A 16,417-nucleotide genomic window follows, 5' to 3' on the forward strand; every position below is an offset into this window, starting at 1 on the left:
GCTGGAGGCTTGTCGGAGCTCGGTCCGACGCATACTGTGACTACCAGCACAGTAAATCACATCACATATATGTGATGCACCGACATGTGGAGGATCTGAAGAACATGACAGAACAGCTCGGCCGCCAGAGCACGTCCACGTCGACAGATCCGAGATCGGACGATCACACTTTCGCGAGCCTCGACCCTCGCAACGATTCCGTGGTCGCGCAGCACCCCATTGCAGACCAGCGAGAGATCGAGAAAGCGGTCGCCGCAGCACGCACGGCGTCGAAGTGGTGGGATCAACTCGGATTCCAAGGCCGCCGGAAGGTGCTCGGCAATTTCCGCGCCGCGATCGCCACTCACGCCGAATCGATGGCGGCGATCATTTCCGCCGAGACCGGAAAACCCAGCGACGACGCACTACTCGAAGTCATGCTGGCCGTCGAACATCTCGACTGGGCGGCACGCAACGCACAGAAAGTGTTGCGCCGCAGACGCGTCGGTGCAGGACTGATCAGCGCCAACCAGTCTGCATCCGTTGGCTACCGGCCGATGGGCATCGTCGGCGTGATCGGCCCCTGGAACTATCCGCTGTACACACCGATGGGGTCGATCGGCTACGCACTGGCCGCCGGCAACGCCGTAGTCTTCAAACCGAGCGAACTCTCACCAGGCGTCGGCGTCGAGTTGGCCCGGCTGTGGAACATCGCCGCACCCGGACACCCTGTCCTGCAGACCATTACCGGTGACGGAAAAACCGGTGCACTTCTGTGTTCGTCCGGTGTCGACAAGATCGCATTCACCGGTTCGACCGCTACCGCAAAGCGCGTAATGGCCGCCTGCGCGGACACCCTCACCCCCCTGGTCGCCGAATGCGGCGGCAAGGACGCCATGCTGGTGGACTCCGACGCCAACCTCGATGCGGCCGTGAGCTTCGCGGCATTCGGGGCAGTGGGCAACGGCGGACAAACCTGTGCCGGCGTCGAACGAATCTACGTCGCAGCGCCCGTGTACGACGCCTTCCTGTCCAAGCTCACCGCCGCGCTACGAGACGCCCACGCCGGCGCCACCGACAGCTCGACCTACGGGCCGATGACGCTGGGAAAGCAGACTGGGATAGTCCGGGGCCAGATCGAAGACGCTCTCAGTCGCGGCGCGAAAGCTGTACTCGGCGGACTTGATTCGTTCAACGGTCCGTTCATCGATCCGATCATCCTGACAGATGTTCCGGAGGATTCCACGGCGATCACCGAGGAGACGTTCGGCCCGAGCGTCGTGGTGAACAAGGTCGCCGACATGAACGAGGGGATCGAGCGCGCCAATGCATCGAAGTACGGCTTGGGCGCCTCGGTGTTCACCAAGAGTTCGTCGAAGGGCCGAGCGATTGCCGAAAAGCTCGAATGCGGTGTCGTCACGGTCAATTCGGTTCTCGGATTCGCCGGAATCGCCGCCCTGCCGTTCGGCGGGGTCGGCGATTCCGGATTCGGCCGTATCCACGGAGCCGATGGGCTGCGTGAGTTCAGCAGTGTGAAATCACTGGCCGTTCAGAAGTTCAACGCTCCGCTGGACCTGCTGACCATCGAGCGAAAAGCCAGGGACATGAAGATCTCACGTTGGATGCTGGCGAAACGCCACGCGAAGTCCTGAGAGATCAGGCGATCAGCCGGCGGTGACGAGCACCTGCTCGTCGCTGTCGGCTGCTTCGAGTTCACGAACCAGCGGAAGCACCTTGGCCCCGAAGTATTCGATCTCCTCCTGGAAATGCAGGAATCCGCCGAGAATCAGATCGACACCGCGACGGCGATATTCGACGATCCGATGCGCGATTTGTTCCGGCGTGCCGATCAGTTGTGAGCGGAAACCGTCGTTGTACTGAACCAAGTCCTCGAACGTCGAATCCGCCCACATCCCGTCCTTGGACGCGGTCGATGCGCCGGCCTGTTGGACTGCATTCTTGAATCCCTCGACCGCAGGGCGGTTGGCCTTGGCGATGATCTCGCGCAGTGTGTCCTTTGCTTCCGCCTCGGTGTCGCGGGCGATGATGAATCCGTTGAGCCCGAACTTGACCTCCCGATCGTTCTCACGAGCAACACGGCGAACGTCGACCAACTGTTCGGTGACGCCGTCGTAGTCCTTGCCGTTACTGAAGTACCAATCCGAATACCGGCCCGCGTTCTCACGGGCTGCCGCCGAGTTACCACCTTGGAACAGTTCGGGATTGGGGCGCTCCGGAGTGTTGAGAGGCTTCGGCTTCAACGTGAAGTCGTGGATGCGGTAGAAGTCGCCGCGGAAATCGACGTCGTCCTCCGTCCAGATCTTCCGAAGAACCTGAAGGAACTCGGCGCTACGCCGATAACGCTCGTCGTGCTCGAGCCACGGCTCGCCTAGATGTGTGAACTCGTCCTTGAACCAACCACTGACGACGTTGACGGCAAATCGACCGTTCGACAAGTGATCGGCGGTAGCGCCCAGTTTCGCCAACACGGCCGGCTGCCAGAGTCCCGGATGCACCGCGGCGATCACCTTGAGCTTCTCGGTGGCCAGGAGAAGCGCAAGGCTGAAGCTCGTGGATTCGTGCTGGAATTCGGCCCCGTAGCTCGCCTCGTAACGTACCTGGCTCAGGGCGTACTCGAAGCCGTTGTTCTCGGCGGTCTGTGCCAGCTTCTTGTTGTACTCGTAGTCCCAGCTGGTCCGCTGCTCGATGTCGGAGGTGACCAGACCACCACTGACATTGGGCACCCAGTAGGCGAACTTGATCTCGTCGGCGATACGTTCAGTAGACATGAAACCCAGCAAACATGCAGTTCCCAGTGGTTTCCAGGGTAGCGATCACACAGGTTGTAAGTGTTGGGTGGGTGCTGCGACTGTGAAACGGTGGCAGCATGACTGCTGTGGACATTCAGGAGATCGCGCACCGCATCACCAGCGAGGACGAGGCGCTCTCGGTGGCGTCACAGCTGTCCGACGAGTTCGCGGCAGGTGCCGGAGTCCGCGATGCGCAGCGCCTCCTTCCCCACGACGAGGTTCGCACCCTGGCGCGGTCCGGCTTGCTCGGACTCTCGGTGCCGAAGGAGTTCGGTGGCATCGACGCAAGCACCGAGACATTGGCCGAGGTCTTCCGCCTACTCGCCGAGGGCGATCCCAGCATCGCGCAGATTCCGCACAGCCACTTCACTTTCCTGGAAGCGCTCCGGTACCAGGGGTCTAACGAGCAGAAGCAGTTCTTCTACGCCGAAGCATTGTCGGGCAAGCAGTTCGCCAACGCCCAGAGCGAGCGCGGCAACAAGACCATCGACATCGACGGCACCACTCTCACCCCCGACGGGGAAGACTTTGTGCTCGAAGGTCGAAAATTCTATTGCACCGGAGCGCTCTTCGCAGATTGGATCGTGGTGCGTGCCGCCAATGCGGATCAATTCACCGAGACCGGCGCACAGGCGAAATCCGCGGTCTACCTACCCCGGAATACTCCCGGACTGTCGATCGTCGACGACTGGGACGGCATGGGACAGAAGACAACTGCAAGCGGAACTGTGACCCTGGAATCCGTTTCGGTGCCGCGGTTCAATGTCGTACCATTCACGTCGCTCTTCACTCACCCGACCACCTACGGAGCACAGGCCCAGATCCTGCACGCCGCGATCGACACCGGCATCGCGTCGGCTGCACTGCGTGAATCCGTGAAACTCGCGGCAAAGGCGCGTCCCTTCTTCGAGGCGAAAGTCGATACAGCGGTGGAGGATCCACTGCTCGTTCAACTCGCCGGCGAAGCGGCAATCGAGGTTCGCGCTGCCAGATCCCTCTTGGCGGAAGCAGCGCGATCGATCGACGTGGCGCGTCGTGATCCCACCGAGGACTCCACGGCCCGAGCATCCATCGACGCTGCAACTGCCAAAGTGGTCGGCGCCAGGGCGTCATTGGCGGCCACGAGCACTTTGTTCGAGATCGGTGGCACCAGAAGCGCGGGCGAATCGGCGAACCTCTCGCGGTTCTGGCGTGACGCGCGCACGCACACCCTGCACGATCCGACGAGGTGGAAGGTCCAGCACATCGGCCGGTGGACACTGTCCGGGACAATCCCACCGCGGCACGGGCTGCTGTGAACACACTCAGTCGGAGTTCATATATCCGCTGATCAAGACTTCCAGTCCTTCCAAGTAGCTCTCAGTCGTCGTCCCTCCCGGCCAGTCCTCGAGCACCTCACTGAGCACCGGCAGTTTCTCGGGCCCGATTTCTCGGATCTTGAACGCGAGAGGTGACACGCTGCCTTCCGGTCGCGTAGTGGTGTCGTAGATGTTGAGCAATGCGCCGAGTGTGTAGTTCCACAGCGCTCGATAGACCAACAGTGCGCGACGAGGTGACATACCGAGTTCGACACACGCGGCCATCGCCCGATCGACCAAGACCACAGCGCCGCTCCCACCACGGCCACCGCGCTGAAGCAACTCGATGATCCAGCGCTCCGACGCCAGCGTTTCGAAGATCGCGGTGAAGATCGTGCGAAGCCGTTCGACCTGATCCTGCGGCAGGACCAGCGCGCCGAAATCTTGTGAGTACACATCGAGCACCGCGCTGATCAGCTGTTCCTTGTCGCCCACGTGCCGGTACAGCGCCATCGGCGTGGTGCCGAGCGACTTCGCCAACGCTCGCATGCTCAACGCGTCGGCGCCGCCGGTCTGTAGCTGCCGTTTCGCCTCGTCGACTATCTGCTCCGACGTGATCGTCGGGGGACGTCCGAGCCGCGGTGATCTCGGTTCCATCTTTTCGGCCATCCGTCGATTGTGCGCGCCCCTGCTACGACGCTCTCGCCCGGGGAACCCCTTGCATCTCAGTCGCCAGCAAGGTAAACCTAACTACTTATGAGAACGCGTATACAAATTAGGTACCTGCAATGACAACAACAACTCGAGCGGTAGCCGCACCGGCTCTGGTCCTCACAGCCGCCGCGGCAGCGCAGTTCCTGGTGGCCTTCGACATGTCGGTCATCAACGTCGCGCTGCCCGACATCCAGGAATCGCTGAACTTTTCCGACGCCGGGTTGTCCTGGGTCGTCAACGCGTACGCCCTCGCCTTCGGCGGACTGCTGCTTCTCGGCGGTCGTCTGTGCGACGTGATGGGCACTCGTCGAGTTCTGGTTTCCGGGCTTCTGCTGTTCGCCCTCGTCAGCATCGTCGGCACCTTCTCCGTGTCCGCCGAAATGCTTGTCGGAGCTCGGGCGCTTCAAGGCGTCGGCGCTGCACTGATCGCGCCGGCCGGGCTCGCCGCCCTCAGTCAGGCCTTTCCCACCGGACGCGCCAGGGCCAAGGCATTCGGCATCGGCGCAATGTCGTCAGCACTGGGCGGCGCACTCGGTGTCGTCCTGAGCGGCATTTTGACCGAAGGGCTCAGTTGGCGATGGGTGATGTTCGCCGGCGCACCAGTGGCCCTGATCGCCGCAGTTGCCGGTGCCCGCGGCCTGCCGGCCGGCCAAGCCGCCAGAGGCGGCTCTCTCGATCTCCCCGGAGCCATCTTGGCGACGGCCGGAATCACCGCCCTTGTCGGCACAGTGATCGCCACGGAATCACATTCCTGGACTTCGGGTTACGTGCTGGGTGGATTCGCGCTCACGATCGCGCTGCTCACTGCGTTCGTTGTGGTCGAAAGCCGCTGCGCCACACCACTGGTAAGACTGTCCACCCTGCTTCGACCCCGAATCGGACTGGCCAACGCCATCATGTGCCTGGTGTGCGCGGCACAGTTCAGCGCGTTCTTCTTCGTCTCACTCTTCCTGCAACGCGGGCTGGGCTATTCACCGACCACCACCGGTCTGGCTTTCCTGCCCTTCTGCTTCGGCCTGGTGATCGGCATCCTCGCGTCCACCAAACTCCTTCCGCGCTACGGAGTTCGACCGTTGCTCGTAGTCGGAACAGCAGTCGCCGCAATCGGAACTTTCATGTTTTCGACCATGAACCTCGACAGTCCCTTCTGGGCCGTCATCCTGGTGCCTTCGCTTCTGGCGAGCATCGGCATCGGTCTGTCGTTCATGCCGCTCAGTAACGTCGCCACCGCCGACGCTCCCCCCGAAGAAGTCGGCATGGCATCCGGGCTACTGAGTACATCGCGTCAGATCGGCGGTTCACTCGGACTAGCCGTTCTCGTGAGCGTCGCCGCTTCCTCGACGGCACGTTCGGACAGCGCGCCGACCGAAGCACTGGTTTCCGGATACTCCCAAGCCCTCTTCGTCTGCTCCGGCCTACTGCTGGCCGGTACCCTCCTGTCCTTCTTCTTCCCACGAATGGATCGTTGACCTCAGATGTTCACCACCCGAACCGCATTCGGCATCGTCTCGGCGCTTCTCCTGACCGTCGCCGGCGCAAGCGCGTGCAGCAGCTCCGCCGAGTCCGACGCCGCCTCTGCAACTCGCTCCGTCACCCACGAACTCGGCACCGTCGAAGTTCCGGCCTCACCGCAGCGCATTCTCGCGCTCGACGAGTACGCGGGGTTGAGTGCACTCGCACTCGGCGTGAAGCCCACCGTCGTCTACAGCACCCTGCGATCGGACGTCGCCAAGTCGATCCTGCGCGAGCAGGGCGTCGAAGTTCTCGACAAGCCGACTTTCTTCGCCAACCCCGCCGTCGAGGAGATCGCGTCCGTCGAACCCGATGAAATCTTGATGAGCAATGCCGGTCCATTACCGAGCCTGTTCGCTCAGATCAACGCCGTGGCGCCAACCTTGGTCCTCCCGTACTCGGCGCCGTGGCGTGATGTGCTCGAACAAGCTGGGGCACAGCTCGATCGAGGCAGCGAAGCAACCGCCATGATCGGAAAGCTGGAATCCGGTCTCGAAGGCGTCAAGTCCGCGGCTGCCGGCCAGAGCCTTGCGATCCTTCTCGGCTACAGCGGAAACCTGTTCACCGTGCTACCGACCACTCCCATCTCCACACTGGTCACCGAGGCCGGATTCACCAGGCCGGCATCGGAAATCAACGCGACCAACAATCAAGACACCGGCACGATTTCCCCCGTCTCGCCGGAACTCCTACCCGAGCATGCGGCGCAGACCGTCGCCGTACTTTCCGGGCAGCAGTACGACGCATCCATCGTGCGAAACACTCCACTGTTCGACAACCTGACGCCCGATCCGGCACACGCTCTGGACGTCAGCGGTGATCTCTGGTTCGGCAGCCATCCTTTTGCCATCTACTGGATCATCCAGGATCTGGACGGCATCGCACATGGCAAGGGGCAGAACAGTATCGGAACCCTCGACAGCGCCGACGCGCGATGGGCGGCATTCAGCGCGCTCTGACGTCCTGACGGAAGGTCAGCGGAGAAACACCCACCCGGGTGGCGAAGAACTTCGTGAAGTTCGCAGAATCGTCGAACCCCAACTTCGACGCCACCTGGGTGACCGTGTCCGTGCCGAAAGACAGCAGACGTTTCGCTTCGAGAACCACACGCTGATCGATGTACTGCTTTGCCGTCATCCCGGCAGCGGCTCGGGTGGCCCGCAGCACAGTCTTCTCGGAGTACCCGATCTTGTTGGCGTACTCCGAAACCGAACGGACCGTGGCGAAGTCACGTTCGACAACGGCATGAAACCTTTCGAACACGTCATTGTGCGCCAGCACGGAACTCTGTTCCTGTCCACCGAGATGGGTCAGTTTCAACAGAATTGCTGTCAGCGTGTGCCGCAGAATGGCCGCGCGAACGACCGGCGCGGAAGTATCCGGGCAGCCGTAGTTCAGGTTCAGGTGTTTCATACCCGTGTTGATGGTCTCGAGGTTCTCGCCGGACAACTGCCACGCTGCCTGCCGACTGCGGGCGTTCCCGTCCAACAACTGCTGGCTGACGGCATCGAGCGACGAGGGCGTGAACAGAACAACCGTCGCCTCGAAGTCCTGGATTCGCCCCCACTGTTGCACCTGCCCCGGTCTGACCCAGAACACGGTCCCCGGGCTCACCGCGTAGTTCACGAAGTCGATGGTGTGTAGCGCCGAGCCCTCGGTCACCAGCGCGAGCAAGTGAAATTGCGGACGTTGGGGGCCGACGAACTCTGCGCTTCCCCCGTTGATGCGAATGGTGTCCAGGCTGAGTACTTCGATCTCGGTCGCGTCAGCCACCGACGATGCGTACCCGACGTCGCGGACGGGTACTTGTCTGTTTTTCACTAGTTCGGGACTCATCTTCACCGTGACCGAATACCCGAATGCGACATATCGTCAGGGTATCAATCAGTTCACGCTCGGATAGGAATCTTCCAGTGCAGACATCACGCTCGGAAACAGCAGGCAAGACGCAACTCACCTACGTCTTCGACGCCTATTGCGGGTGGTGTTTCGGCTTCGGCCCTGCGTTGACGGAGTTCGTCCGTCAAAATGCCGATTCCATCGACTTGTCCGTGGTCAGCGGCGGACTGTTCACCGGTGAGCGCGTCGCGCCCATGTCTTCGGCTCCGTACCTGAAATCAGCCAACGCGACCATCGCCGCCCAGACCGGCGCTGTCTTCGGTGACGGATATTCACAACTGGTGACTGATGGGCGGTTCGTCATGGATTCGACGGATGCAGCGATCGGACTCGCCGCACTGCGCGCGCAAGATCCGACACGCGCCCTCGACATCGCGGAGGCCATGCAGATCGCATTCTACCGAGACGGTCGCAGCCTTTCCGATCCCGAGACGTACCGATCCATCGCGGAATCCCTCCAACTCGACCCATCTGCCGCGGTGTCTTCCCTGTTCACCGCCGCCTCGAAGGATGCCGCCCGCGCTGATTTCGTCCGAGCACGCAGGCTCGGCGCCACTTCGTTTCCGACGCTGTTGTTCCACGGGAGCGACGGGTCCGTCGTGAAATTCGGTTCTCCGACCAGTACCGCGGCCGATCTCACCCGCGACCTGAACACGTGCGTGCGGGCGTATGCGGTGGCTTGACCCACGCACTTTTGCGAGCGAAAGGTACGCCCGGCGCCTTCAGTACGCCGAACGTACCTTTCGCTCAGCGTGACTTCACCCAAATCACTTCGGCCCCCTTCTGGTTTGATGAACACCGAACGAATCGCACCAAAGGGGAAACGACAGTGGTTTCAGATCCGATCACGGGCCTGGAGATGGAACTTGCCGACATGTGGCAACGAGGACGCGCCCAGGCGCGCACCTATGCGCGCGCAATTCATCCCAAACTCGATCCGGCGCTCTACCCGGTTCTGGTCATCCTGAACCGTTCGGATGCGGTGCGGATGTCCGACCTGATCTGCACCCTCGATATCGAGAAGTCCACCTTGACCAGGCAAATCGACGCCGCAGCTCGACTCGGCCTGGTGGAACGAATCCCCGATCCCGACGACGCTCGCGCCAAGTTGGTAGCTCTGACCCCTGAGGCGCGAACGAAGCTCACGACCATCCGCAATCACCAGATAGATCGCTGGCGCGCCCGACTCGCGAAATGGGATACGGACGACATCACCACGCTGACAGCGCTGCTTCACCGACTGGGCAGTTCCGAGGACTGACGACAAATTAGTCGTGATGGGCAGCCCACTCGAACAGCCGGACGATTTACGCCGTCACGACAATTCTGCAGCAGCACGCAGAATCAACTGGGTGACCTCGTGCGGGTGGGACGCCAAGGATGCATGGCCTGCGTCGAGTTCCTCGATCTCGCGGGCACCGATACGCTCTGCCATCCATCGCTCGGTTTCCGGCGGAATCATTCGGTCCTGCCCTGAAACCTGATACCAACTGGGCTTCCCACGCCATGCCGGCGGCCCTGACGGGTCCGAGAAGCACTGACCCGCAATGGGTTTCTGCGTCAGCGCCATGACCAATGCTTCCGTGTCGTCGAGATCCTGACTGAAACTCTCCTGAAACTTGTCCGGGGCGATCCACAAGAAGCCCTCGGCGTCCGGCGCGATGTTCGCCGCGCCCGCCGGCTGATCCGTGCGGGCGAAGATACTTCCCAGGCTGTCACCCTCGTCCGGCGCAAAGGCAGCGATATATACCAGTCCCACAACGTTTTCCGCATGACCCGCGCCTGTGATCACCGCGCCGCCGTACGAGTGTCCGACCAGCAGGGTCGGGCCGTCCATCGATTCGGCCAACTTCCTGGTCCGGTCCACGTCGTCGGCGAGCGAAGTAAGTGGATTCTGGACCGCAACCACTCGATGCCCGGCGTTGTGCAGGGTGGGTATGACGTGACGCCAATGAGAACCGTCTCCCCAGGCTCCATGCACCAGAACGATGTTTACCTTCTCTGCCATGACCAACTCCTCCAGATACGCAGTGCGACGAATACTCCGACGATCGGCAAGCCTTCGAAACCCAGGCCTTGCCTGTTACCCACGTTAAGGGGATCCTGGATCAATAACCATGACCAGATTGCCAAGTTTTTGTGCAGAAACGCCGAATGCTCGAGACCATCGGAGTGATCGATCCATGAGGACAACATCATCACAGCGGTACGTACCCACCACCGACGAGAGTCGAACCCGGGACACCCTCTCGCACGTTCTCGAAGTCGTCCACCTTCGCGGTGATCAGATTCATCGCTGCGTCCACGGCGAGAACTTCACCGTGGAGGTACCCACTGGGGTGCGAGCACTTCACATTGCCGAGCACGGTGACATCGTGATCAGAACGCAGGGCAAAGCCCCGATCGAACTCGGCCCCGGGGAACTCGTACTGTTACCCCATGGGCATGCTCATACGATCGAGAATGCGATGCCGATGCACCCGAAAAACGAAACATGTTGGCTTTTCGGTACTTTCACACTCGACGACGTCGCAGCGCAGCGACTGCTGTCCGTTCTGCCGGACTTCGTCGAACTGCGCGCGACACAAGGGACCCCGGTCGAGTGGCTCGATGTGAGCAGCCGACTGTTGGGCGCCGAGGTGGACGATCCGAAACCTGGTTCCTCCGTGATGGTTTCCCGGATTCTCGACCTTCTCTTCGTCCAGATCCTCAGAGCGTGGGCTCGAGCGGACGGATCGAACGGCGGATGGTTGACCGCAGCAATGGATCCACGAATCGGGCAGGCCCTCGAGGCCGTCCACAACGACCCGTCACGCAACTGGACCATCGACGAACTGGCGACGCTGTCCACCCTGTCGAGATCGTCTTTTGCGGAGCGCTTCTCGCGACTGGTCGGCCAGACGCCCGGCGCTTACATCACCGAGCGCCGACTCGACCGTGCCGCCGAACTACTCGTGCAAACCACCGAGCCGGTCGGAACCATTGCGATAACTGTCGGCTACGAATCCGATGCCGCGTTCAGCCGCGCCTTCCGTCGACGATTCGACGCCTCGCCGTTGAACTGGCGAAAGTCCAACTCCCACAATCACTGACGTCAGGTCGCAGCGATTACACCTGCGACCGGGATCCGGCCGAGAACTGCAACGCGGAAGTCCACCATCGCGCGCTCCACGTGATTGGCGCTCGAGACCACAACCACGCCGGTCGCGCCTCGATCGGCGAGAATCCGCGCAGAGTTGATCGCATTCTCGACTGTCGACCACGAAGTTCCCTCTTCGGTGATCCGGCCCGGGTTGACGCCGTTGGCAACGAGCCATTCGCGCATCGCCCTGGCTTCCGTTACTCCGGCCTTCGGAGCCCCACCGCTTGTGATGATCGGAGACTGCGGGTACTGACGGGCCAGCTGGAGCGCCGCCTGAAGCCGGTCGACCAACATCGGACGCATCGTGCCGTCGTCGAAGAGGCCGGCACCCAAGACGACGATGTTCGTGCCCACGGGGTTGAGGTCGAGCAGCACGGGCGACTGGCGTGTCAGCGTCTCAGCACTCGTGCACGCAAGAATGAGAGACCGCACCGGTGTTTGGCAGCCGCCCACCGTCGACAGGATGCCGTTGACGACCGTCGTCGGAGTGATGTCGGCACTCGCTGTCGCCGGCGACAATCCCACTCCGGCTGCGGCGATTACCGAAGCAGCAATCAATCCCTTCGTCAGAGACCTACGAACATTTGCCATGTAGCCGAACCCCCAGATTGTCGATTGTCCAGCCCACGGTAACGAACATTTCGTCGCGATTGCATCATTTGACTCAAATTTACTGTTCACTGACCGTCACACAGATTAAACATAAATATTGGGCAACAATTCGGGTTCGAAACCGTCATCTACCAGCATCTCGAATCGACGCGCCTGCCGCGTTACCGATCTGAGCTGCAGCATCCCCGAGCAGGCCGGCGACACTGAACGGCAACAATTCGTTGTTGCAGATCACGATGTTGCATCCGGGTGTTCCTGCTCGCCCCGTCCCGACCATCGTGTCGAAGATCAATTCGGGGTTCGCGAAGCCGACGAGCTGTGACGGATCGTCGATGAGCGGACCACCCGACCCATGCACGGGAGGCTCGACGTACGGCGGCGGTGGAACGTCCACGATCGAAGCGACGACAAGCCGCAAGAACTCCTGGAGATAGAGATCCCGAGGCGCGTTCTGCCACACCGGATGCGAAACATACTTGCTCACCGGCGCATTCACGGAGTAGAAGTCCTCGCCCGCGTTCACCCAGGTCAAGAAGCCGTACCCCCCATTGGACGGAGAGGGCGCGGACAACTCGTCGAGGTAGGCGGAGCCGATCAACGTCTGATCACGCCACGCGCCTCGTTGCACCATCAGCTGACCCAGTCTGGCCATGTCTCCCGGCCGGATTGCCAATCCGAGAATCAGACACGTTCACAGAGAACCACAGACGCATCACGTTTGGGAAGAGTCCGCCTCCATTCCGAGCGCGCGACGCGCTCCCAGCGCCATGGTGACCTGTACAAGATCTTTCGGTGACGACAGGTCAAGTCCCGTCAGCGAACTCGCTTTACGCAGGCGGTACACGACCGTGTTCGGGTGTACGTGCAACTGCCGAGCGGTGGTAGCTCGATCGAATCCGGAGTCGATGAAAGATTCGAGCGTCTCGAGCACGGCAGGATCGGACTCCAACGGCGACAACACATCTGCGAGGATCGGCAGCGCAGCGCTCGGGCGGGTCAGTTGATACTCGACTGCAAGATCCTCGAGACGCACGACCCCACTTGTACGGCCGTACTTTCGGGCAACGTTCAGCACCTCGCGCGCCTGCGACACCGCTGCGGGAATTGCGGGCGGTGCCGCGACATGTACGGCGGCAACCGTCGATGCACCGATGACCTTCTCGAGATCACCCAATCGTCGACACAATGAAAGATATTGCGGACTCGACGCCCAGTTCCCCTCAGCGGGTTCCGATTCCACAATAGGAATCAGTACGGCTCCGCCACTGCTCCCGAGCACCCCGAGCGCTTTGTCACGCCCCACCTGATCGAGCTCTCGTTGCAGGTGGCGCACCTTTCTCCGCTCGGCGACGGCAGTGTCCACCTCGGTCGAGGACTCGTCGTCATTCCGTTCGACGTGCAGCGCCACCACCCAGTACAGGCGCGCCAACCTGATGCCCACATCGTCGGAGACCCGATCAACATCGACACCCGTCGAAAGTGCTACGAACAATGACCTTCGCGCAGAATCCTCGTCCGTCTGGGTGGCATGGTCGGAACCGTAGCCGGCAAGAACCGCCGACGCGGAGGCCGCGGTGTATGCATTCAGGAGTCGTCCGGTGCGGGCAAGTGCGACACCGTCTTCCGGGACCGCCCATTCGCTGATGGTCTCCCACCACAGCCCGGCTGCCAGGTGATATGCCCGCAGCACCTCACCGAGTGGAACCAATTCCTGAGCCCGTTGGCGAGCCGATTCGCTGATGTCGGCGAGCAACTCGGGCGTCAGATCGGCGCCGGTCCGCAGCATCGAAATGAACAGTTCCAGATTGCGCCTCACGATGGTGGTGACGTCGTTACGCAATGCCTCGTCAGGGAGCAACCGGTAGAAGGTGACGTCGCGGTGGACCAGATCGACTGTCTCAATGACCAGTGGATGGGTGCGTTGCGCCAGTCGGTCGGCCAGAGATCTGCCACCAACCAGGATCGGCTCGAACGGCAGATTTTTGTTTCCTGACACAAAACCCTCCACAGAATTGAATTGCCACCACAAGGCCGACCTGCCTTTTTCCTATCACTATGTAACCCACGCCACTCACGAATTCACAATCAGCGGCGTAACTGGAAGTCCCACCTTCGACCAAGAGGAGCCTCGAGTGACGTGGAAAACGCGCAGCGCAGCCATTCTGGCAGGCGTCGTGGCTGCCGGTTCGATCGCGGCTCTCGGGACCGGTGTGTCGAGTGCCGAGACACCGGTCAGCACTATCCAGTACGTCGCACTCGGCGATTCCGCGGCGGCCGGCCCACTGGTCACCGCGCAGGACTCGTCGTCACCGGGCTGTCTACGATCACTCGACAACTACCCGTCCGTGGTGGCGCGAGAACTCGGCGCTCAACTCACGGATATGACCTGCTCGTCGGCGCGATCCGCCAACGTCACGGACACCGCACAATCGACGTTCTCCGGTCAAGTATCACCGCAGGCAACAGCATTGGGGCCTGATACCGACCTCGTCACCATCACCATCGGTGCCAACGACATCTCGTTGTTCCCGACAGTTCTGAGTTGCGTCAATCCACTCCCCGAACCCGCCGGAACGTCCTGCCGTGACAAGTTCACCTCCGGTGGCGTCGATCAACAGCGACAAATGATCGAAAATGCGTCCACAGGTTGGAGTTCCATGATCGAAGTCGCGCAGGATCGAGCACCTTCGGCGCGCATCGTCGTGGTCGGATACGGAACATACATCCGTGGTGGCGGCTGCCCCGGCACTCAGCCGTTCTGGCCGCGCGACGCCGACTATCTCCAGAGTGTGATCGACTACGGCAACACGGTCATGGCAGCAACTGCGGCCCGTCACGGCGTCGAGTACATCGACATCACCGAAACCACTGCCGGGCATGACATCTGCACGGACCCTGCCACTGCTTACTACACGGGAATCGTCCCTACCCAGCCGGCGGTTCCACTGCATCCCACTGCGGCCGGGATGCAGGCGATCGGGAAAACGGTCGCCGACGCTCTGTCCTGAGCTTCTCCCCCAGCACAATTCATTCAGCACTCGCGAAAAGGGTGGAACAATCATGTCAATTCAACGAGACGCTCCGCCGCTGCCGTCCGTCGACGGCGCCCCTGTCGGAACACGTGACAAACTTCTCGGCGGCACACTCGTCGCCCTGTTTCTCGCGAACATGCTCAACTTCTTCGACCGGGCGATCCCCTCGGTCGTTGCCGAGCCGATCAAGAACGAGTTTTCGCTCAGTGACTTGCAATTGGGATTGATCACCTCTGCATTCACCCTCGTCTACGCAGTCGCAGGACTGCCTCTGGGCCGGTTGGCCGACACGAAGAACCGTCCCAAGATCATCGGGATCGGACTCCTGGTGTGGAGCGGACTGACGGCAGCAACCGGTGCCGCCGGCAGCTACGTGCTGTTCATCCTCGCGCGTCTCGGCGTCGGTGTGGGCGAAGCAACCTTCACACCCGCAGCAAACTCGATGATCGGCGATATCTACCCGGCGGAACGACGCTCACGCGCACTTGGTGTCTTCATGCTCGGTTTGCCAATTGGCCTCATGCTCGCCTACTTCACCGTCGGCAAGATCGCCGAGGCATTCGACAGCTGGCGTGCACCGTTCTTCCTCGCGGCGATTCCCGGTGTCCTGCTTGCAGTCGTGCTCTACCGCATGGCAGATCCGGTTCGTGGTGGTTCCGAAAGTCCGGAGGCCCGCGCAGCCGCTGTTTCACAGGCACCGATCACCCGCCCGATCCGTCGTCTGCTCGCAATTCCCACGCTTCGTTGGCTCATCCTTGCCGGGCTGACGTTCAACTTCGCCGCCTACGCAGTGAATTCGTTTGTCGTCCCACTGCTCATGCGCCAGTACCACCTGAAGCTGACTGCGGCGGCATCGGTCACGGGCATCATCGTCGGAATCACGGGCCTGATCGGATTGCTTCTCGGCGCTCGCTACGCGGACAAGGCCAGCGCACGCTCACCGCGCGCACGGTTGATGATCGGTGTCGGAACCTCGGCATTGGCGGCACCTTTGACGGCGCTGGCACTGTTGCAACACGGCGGAAACGTCGTGATGTTCACGCTCTTGTTCTCGGCCGGGTGGCTTCTGGCCTACGGCTTCTACATCAGCGTCTACCCTGCCATTCACGACGTCGTGGTTCCCAGGCTCCGCGGCACTGCGACGGCGCTGTTCTTCGCTGCCATGTACCTTCTCGGCGGATTCTCCGGACCGGTTGCCGTTGGAGCGATCTCGGACTGGTTCGCCAAGCGTGCGCTTGCAGATGCCGGTACCGGGAAGTTGGCTCAGTACGCCGGCGACGGGTTGAACTCGGCCATGTATCTCGTGCCGATCATGTTGGCACTCACCGCGGTATTCATCTACCTGGCTACCCGCACTGTAGGCAAGGACTCCGCGCGCATGCAAGCGGAGCTGAGCCAGGCCTGACCGACAAGTTCACG

17 protein-coding genes are annotated in these 16,417 nt (G+C 61.6%); 9 read left to right on the forward strand and 8 right to left on the reverse strand.

Annotated elements, in window-relative coordinates; translation table 11 throughout:
* The first annotated feature begins 104 nt into the window (after positions 1–104).
* Positions 105–1,631, forward strand: a complete 1,527-nt coding sequence (locus KTR60_RS26365; protein ID WP_047269450.1) for an aldehyde dehydrogenase family protein — start codon at positions 105–107, stop codon at positions 1,629–1,631.
* Between the two features lie 12 nt (positions 1,632–1,643).
* On the opposite strand, the gene sfnG is transcribed toward KTR60_RS26365, so the two are convergent.
* Positions 1,644–2,768: a dimethylsulfone monooxygenase SfnG gene (gene sfnG, locus KTR60_RS26370; RefSeq protein ID WP_007730790.1), complete on the reverse strand. Its 1,125-nt coding sequence runs from the start codon at positions 2,766–2,768 to the stop codon at positions 1,644–1,646.
* A gap of 98 nt (positions 2,769–2,866) precedes the next feature.
* Here sfnG and KTR60_RS26375 point away from each other — a divergent pair, with 98 nt between their 5' ends.
* Positions 2,867–4,087, forward strand: a complete 1,221-nt coding sequence (locus tag KTR60_RS26375; protein WP_047269410.1) for an SfnB family sulfur acquisition oxidoreductase — start codon at positions 2,867–2,869, stop codon at positions 4,085–4,087.
* 6 nt (positions 4,088–4,093) lie between these two features.
* Here the strand turns inward: KTR60_RS26375 and KTR60_RS26380 are convergent, their stop codons facing one another.
* Positions 4,094–4,756, reverse strand: coding sequence for a TetR/AcrR family transcriptional regulator (locus KTR60_RS26380; protein WP_052959793.1), 663 nt, complete (start codon positions 4,754–4,756; stop codon positions 4,094–4,096).
* A 119-nt stretch (positions 4,757–4,875) separates the two neighbouring features.
* On the opposite strand from KTR60_RS26380, the gene KTR60_RS26385 reads away from it, so the two are divergent.
* Together KTR60_RS26385 and KTR60_RS26390 are read left to right on the forward strand one after the other, a co-directional pair.
* Complete coding sequence (locus KTR60_RS26385) at positions 4,876–6,270, forward strand: MFS transporter (protein ID WP_003942889.1); 1,395 nt, start codon at positions 4,876–4,878, stop codon at positions 6,268–6,270.
* Positions 6,271–6,276: 6 nt separating this feature from the next.
* Positions 6,277–7,272, forward strand: a complete 996-nt coding sequence (locus tag KTR60_RS26390) for an ABC transporter substrate-binding protein (protein ID WP_228401422.1) — start codon at positions 6,277–6,279, stop codon at positions 7,270–7,272.
* Here the strand turns inward: KTR60_RS26390 and KTR60_RS26395 are convergent.
* Positions 7,259–8,086, reverse strand: coding sequence for a helix-turn-helix domain-containing protein (locus tag KTR60_RS26395; protein ID WP_047269448.1), 828 nt, complete (start codon positions 8,084–8,086; stop codon positions 7,259–7,261). The genes KTR60_RS26390 and KTR60_RS26395 overlap by 14 nt on opposite strands.
* A gap of 140 nt (positions 8,087–8,226) precedes the next feature.
* On the opposite strand from KTR60_RS26395, the gene KTR60_RS26400 reads away from it, so the two are divergent.
* Positions 8,227–8,895, forward strand: a complete 669-nt coding sequence (locus tag KTR60_RS26400; RefSeq protein ID WP_007730785.1) for a DsbA family protein — start codon at positions 8,227–8,229, stop codon at positions 8,893–8,895.
* 146 nt (positions 8,896–9,041) lie between these two features.
* Positions 9,042–9,473 (forward strand): MarR family winged helix-turn-helix transcriptional regulator, encoded by a 432-nt coding sequence (locus tag KTR60_RS26405; protein WP_003942924.1) that lies wholly within the window; start codon positions 9,042–9,044, stop codon positions 9,471–9,473.
* A 54-nt stretch (positions 9,474–9,527) separates the two neighbouring features.
* Here the strand turns inward: KTR60_RS26405 and KTR60_RS26410 are convergent, their stop codons facing one another.
* Positions 9,528–10,220: an alpha/beta hydrolase gene (locus tag KTR60_RS26410; protein WP_047269408.1), complete on the reverse strand. Its 693-nt coding sequence runs from the start codon at positions 10,218–10,220 to the stop codon at positions 9,528–9,530.
* Between the two features lie 190 nt (positions 10,221–10,410).
* Positions 10,411–10,578: a hypothetical protein gene (locus KTR60_RS26415; protein WP_228402310.1), complete on the reverse strand. Its 168-nt coding sequence runs from the start codon at positions 10,576–10,578 to the stop codon at positions 10,411–10,413.
* Here KTR60_RS26415 and KTR60_RS26420 point away from each other — a divergent pair.
* Positions 10,501–11,304: an AraC family transcriptional regulator gene (locus KTR60_RS26420; protein WP_228402304.1), complete on the forward strand. Its 804-nt coding sequence runs from the start codon at positions 10,501–10,503 to the stop codon at positions 11,302–11,304. The genes KTR60_RS26415 and KTR60_RS26420 overlap by 78 nt on opposite strands.
* A 2-nt stretch (positions 11,305–11,306) precedes the next feature.
* Here the strand turns inward: KTR60_RS26420 and KTR60_RS26425 are convergent, their stop codons facing one another.
* Genes KTR60_RS26425 through KTR60_RS26435 form a run of 3 tightly spaced genes read right to left on the reverse strand, consistent with a single transcriptional unit; the run spans position 11,307 to position 13,962 of the window.
* Positions 11,307–12,035: a YdcF family protein gene (locus KTR60_RS26425; RefSeq protein ID WP_030536059.1), complete on the reverse strand. Its 729-nt coding sequence runs from the start codon at positions 12,033–12,035 to the stop codon at positions 11,307–11,309.
* A gap of 55 nt (positions 12,036–12,090) precedes the next feature.
* Positions 12,091–12,618 carry a hypothetical protein gene (locus KTR60_RS26430; protein WP_047269406.1) on the reverse strand — a complete coding sequence of 176 codons (528 nt, stop codon included), beginning with the start codon at positions 12,616–12,618 and terminating at the stop codon, positions 12,091–12,093.
* 60 nt (positions 12,619–12,678) lie between these two features.
* The gene (locus KTR60_RS26435) at positions 12,679–13,962 is read right to left on the reverse strand and encodes a PucR family transcriptional regulator (RefSeq protein ID WP_047269447.1); all 1,284 of its coding nucleotides are present in this window, start codon (positions 13,960–13,962) and stop codon (positions 12,679–12,681) included.
* A gap of 136 nt (positions 13,963–14,098) precedes the next feature.
* Between KTR60_RS26435 and KTR60_RS26440 the strand changes: the two genes are divergently transcribed.
* Both KTR60_RS26440 and KTR60_RS26445 read left to right on the forward strand, forming a co-directional pair.
* Positions 14,099–14,974 carry an SGNH/GDSL hydrolase family protein gene (locus KTR60_RS26440; protein ID WP_042446375.1) on the forward strand — a complete coding sequence of 292 codons (876 nt, stop codon included), beginning with the start codon at positions 14,099–14,101 and terminating at the stop codon, positions 14,972–14,974.
* Between the two features lie 52 nt (positions 14,975–15,026).
* A complete protein-coding gene (locus KTR60_RS26445; protein ID WP_003942962.1) occupies positions 15,027–16,403 on the forward strand; it encodes a spinster family MFS transporter in 1,377 nt (458 codons plus the stop codon).
* Positions 16,404–16,417: the final 14 nt, after the last annotated feature.

The organism is Rhodococcus sp. C1 (genome assembly GCF_020809065.1).
Taxonomy (GTDB): domain Bacteria; phylum Actinomycetota; class Actinomycetes; order Mycobacteriales; family Mycobacteriaceae; genus Rhodococcus_F; species Rhodococcus_F qingshengii.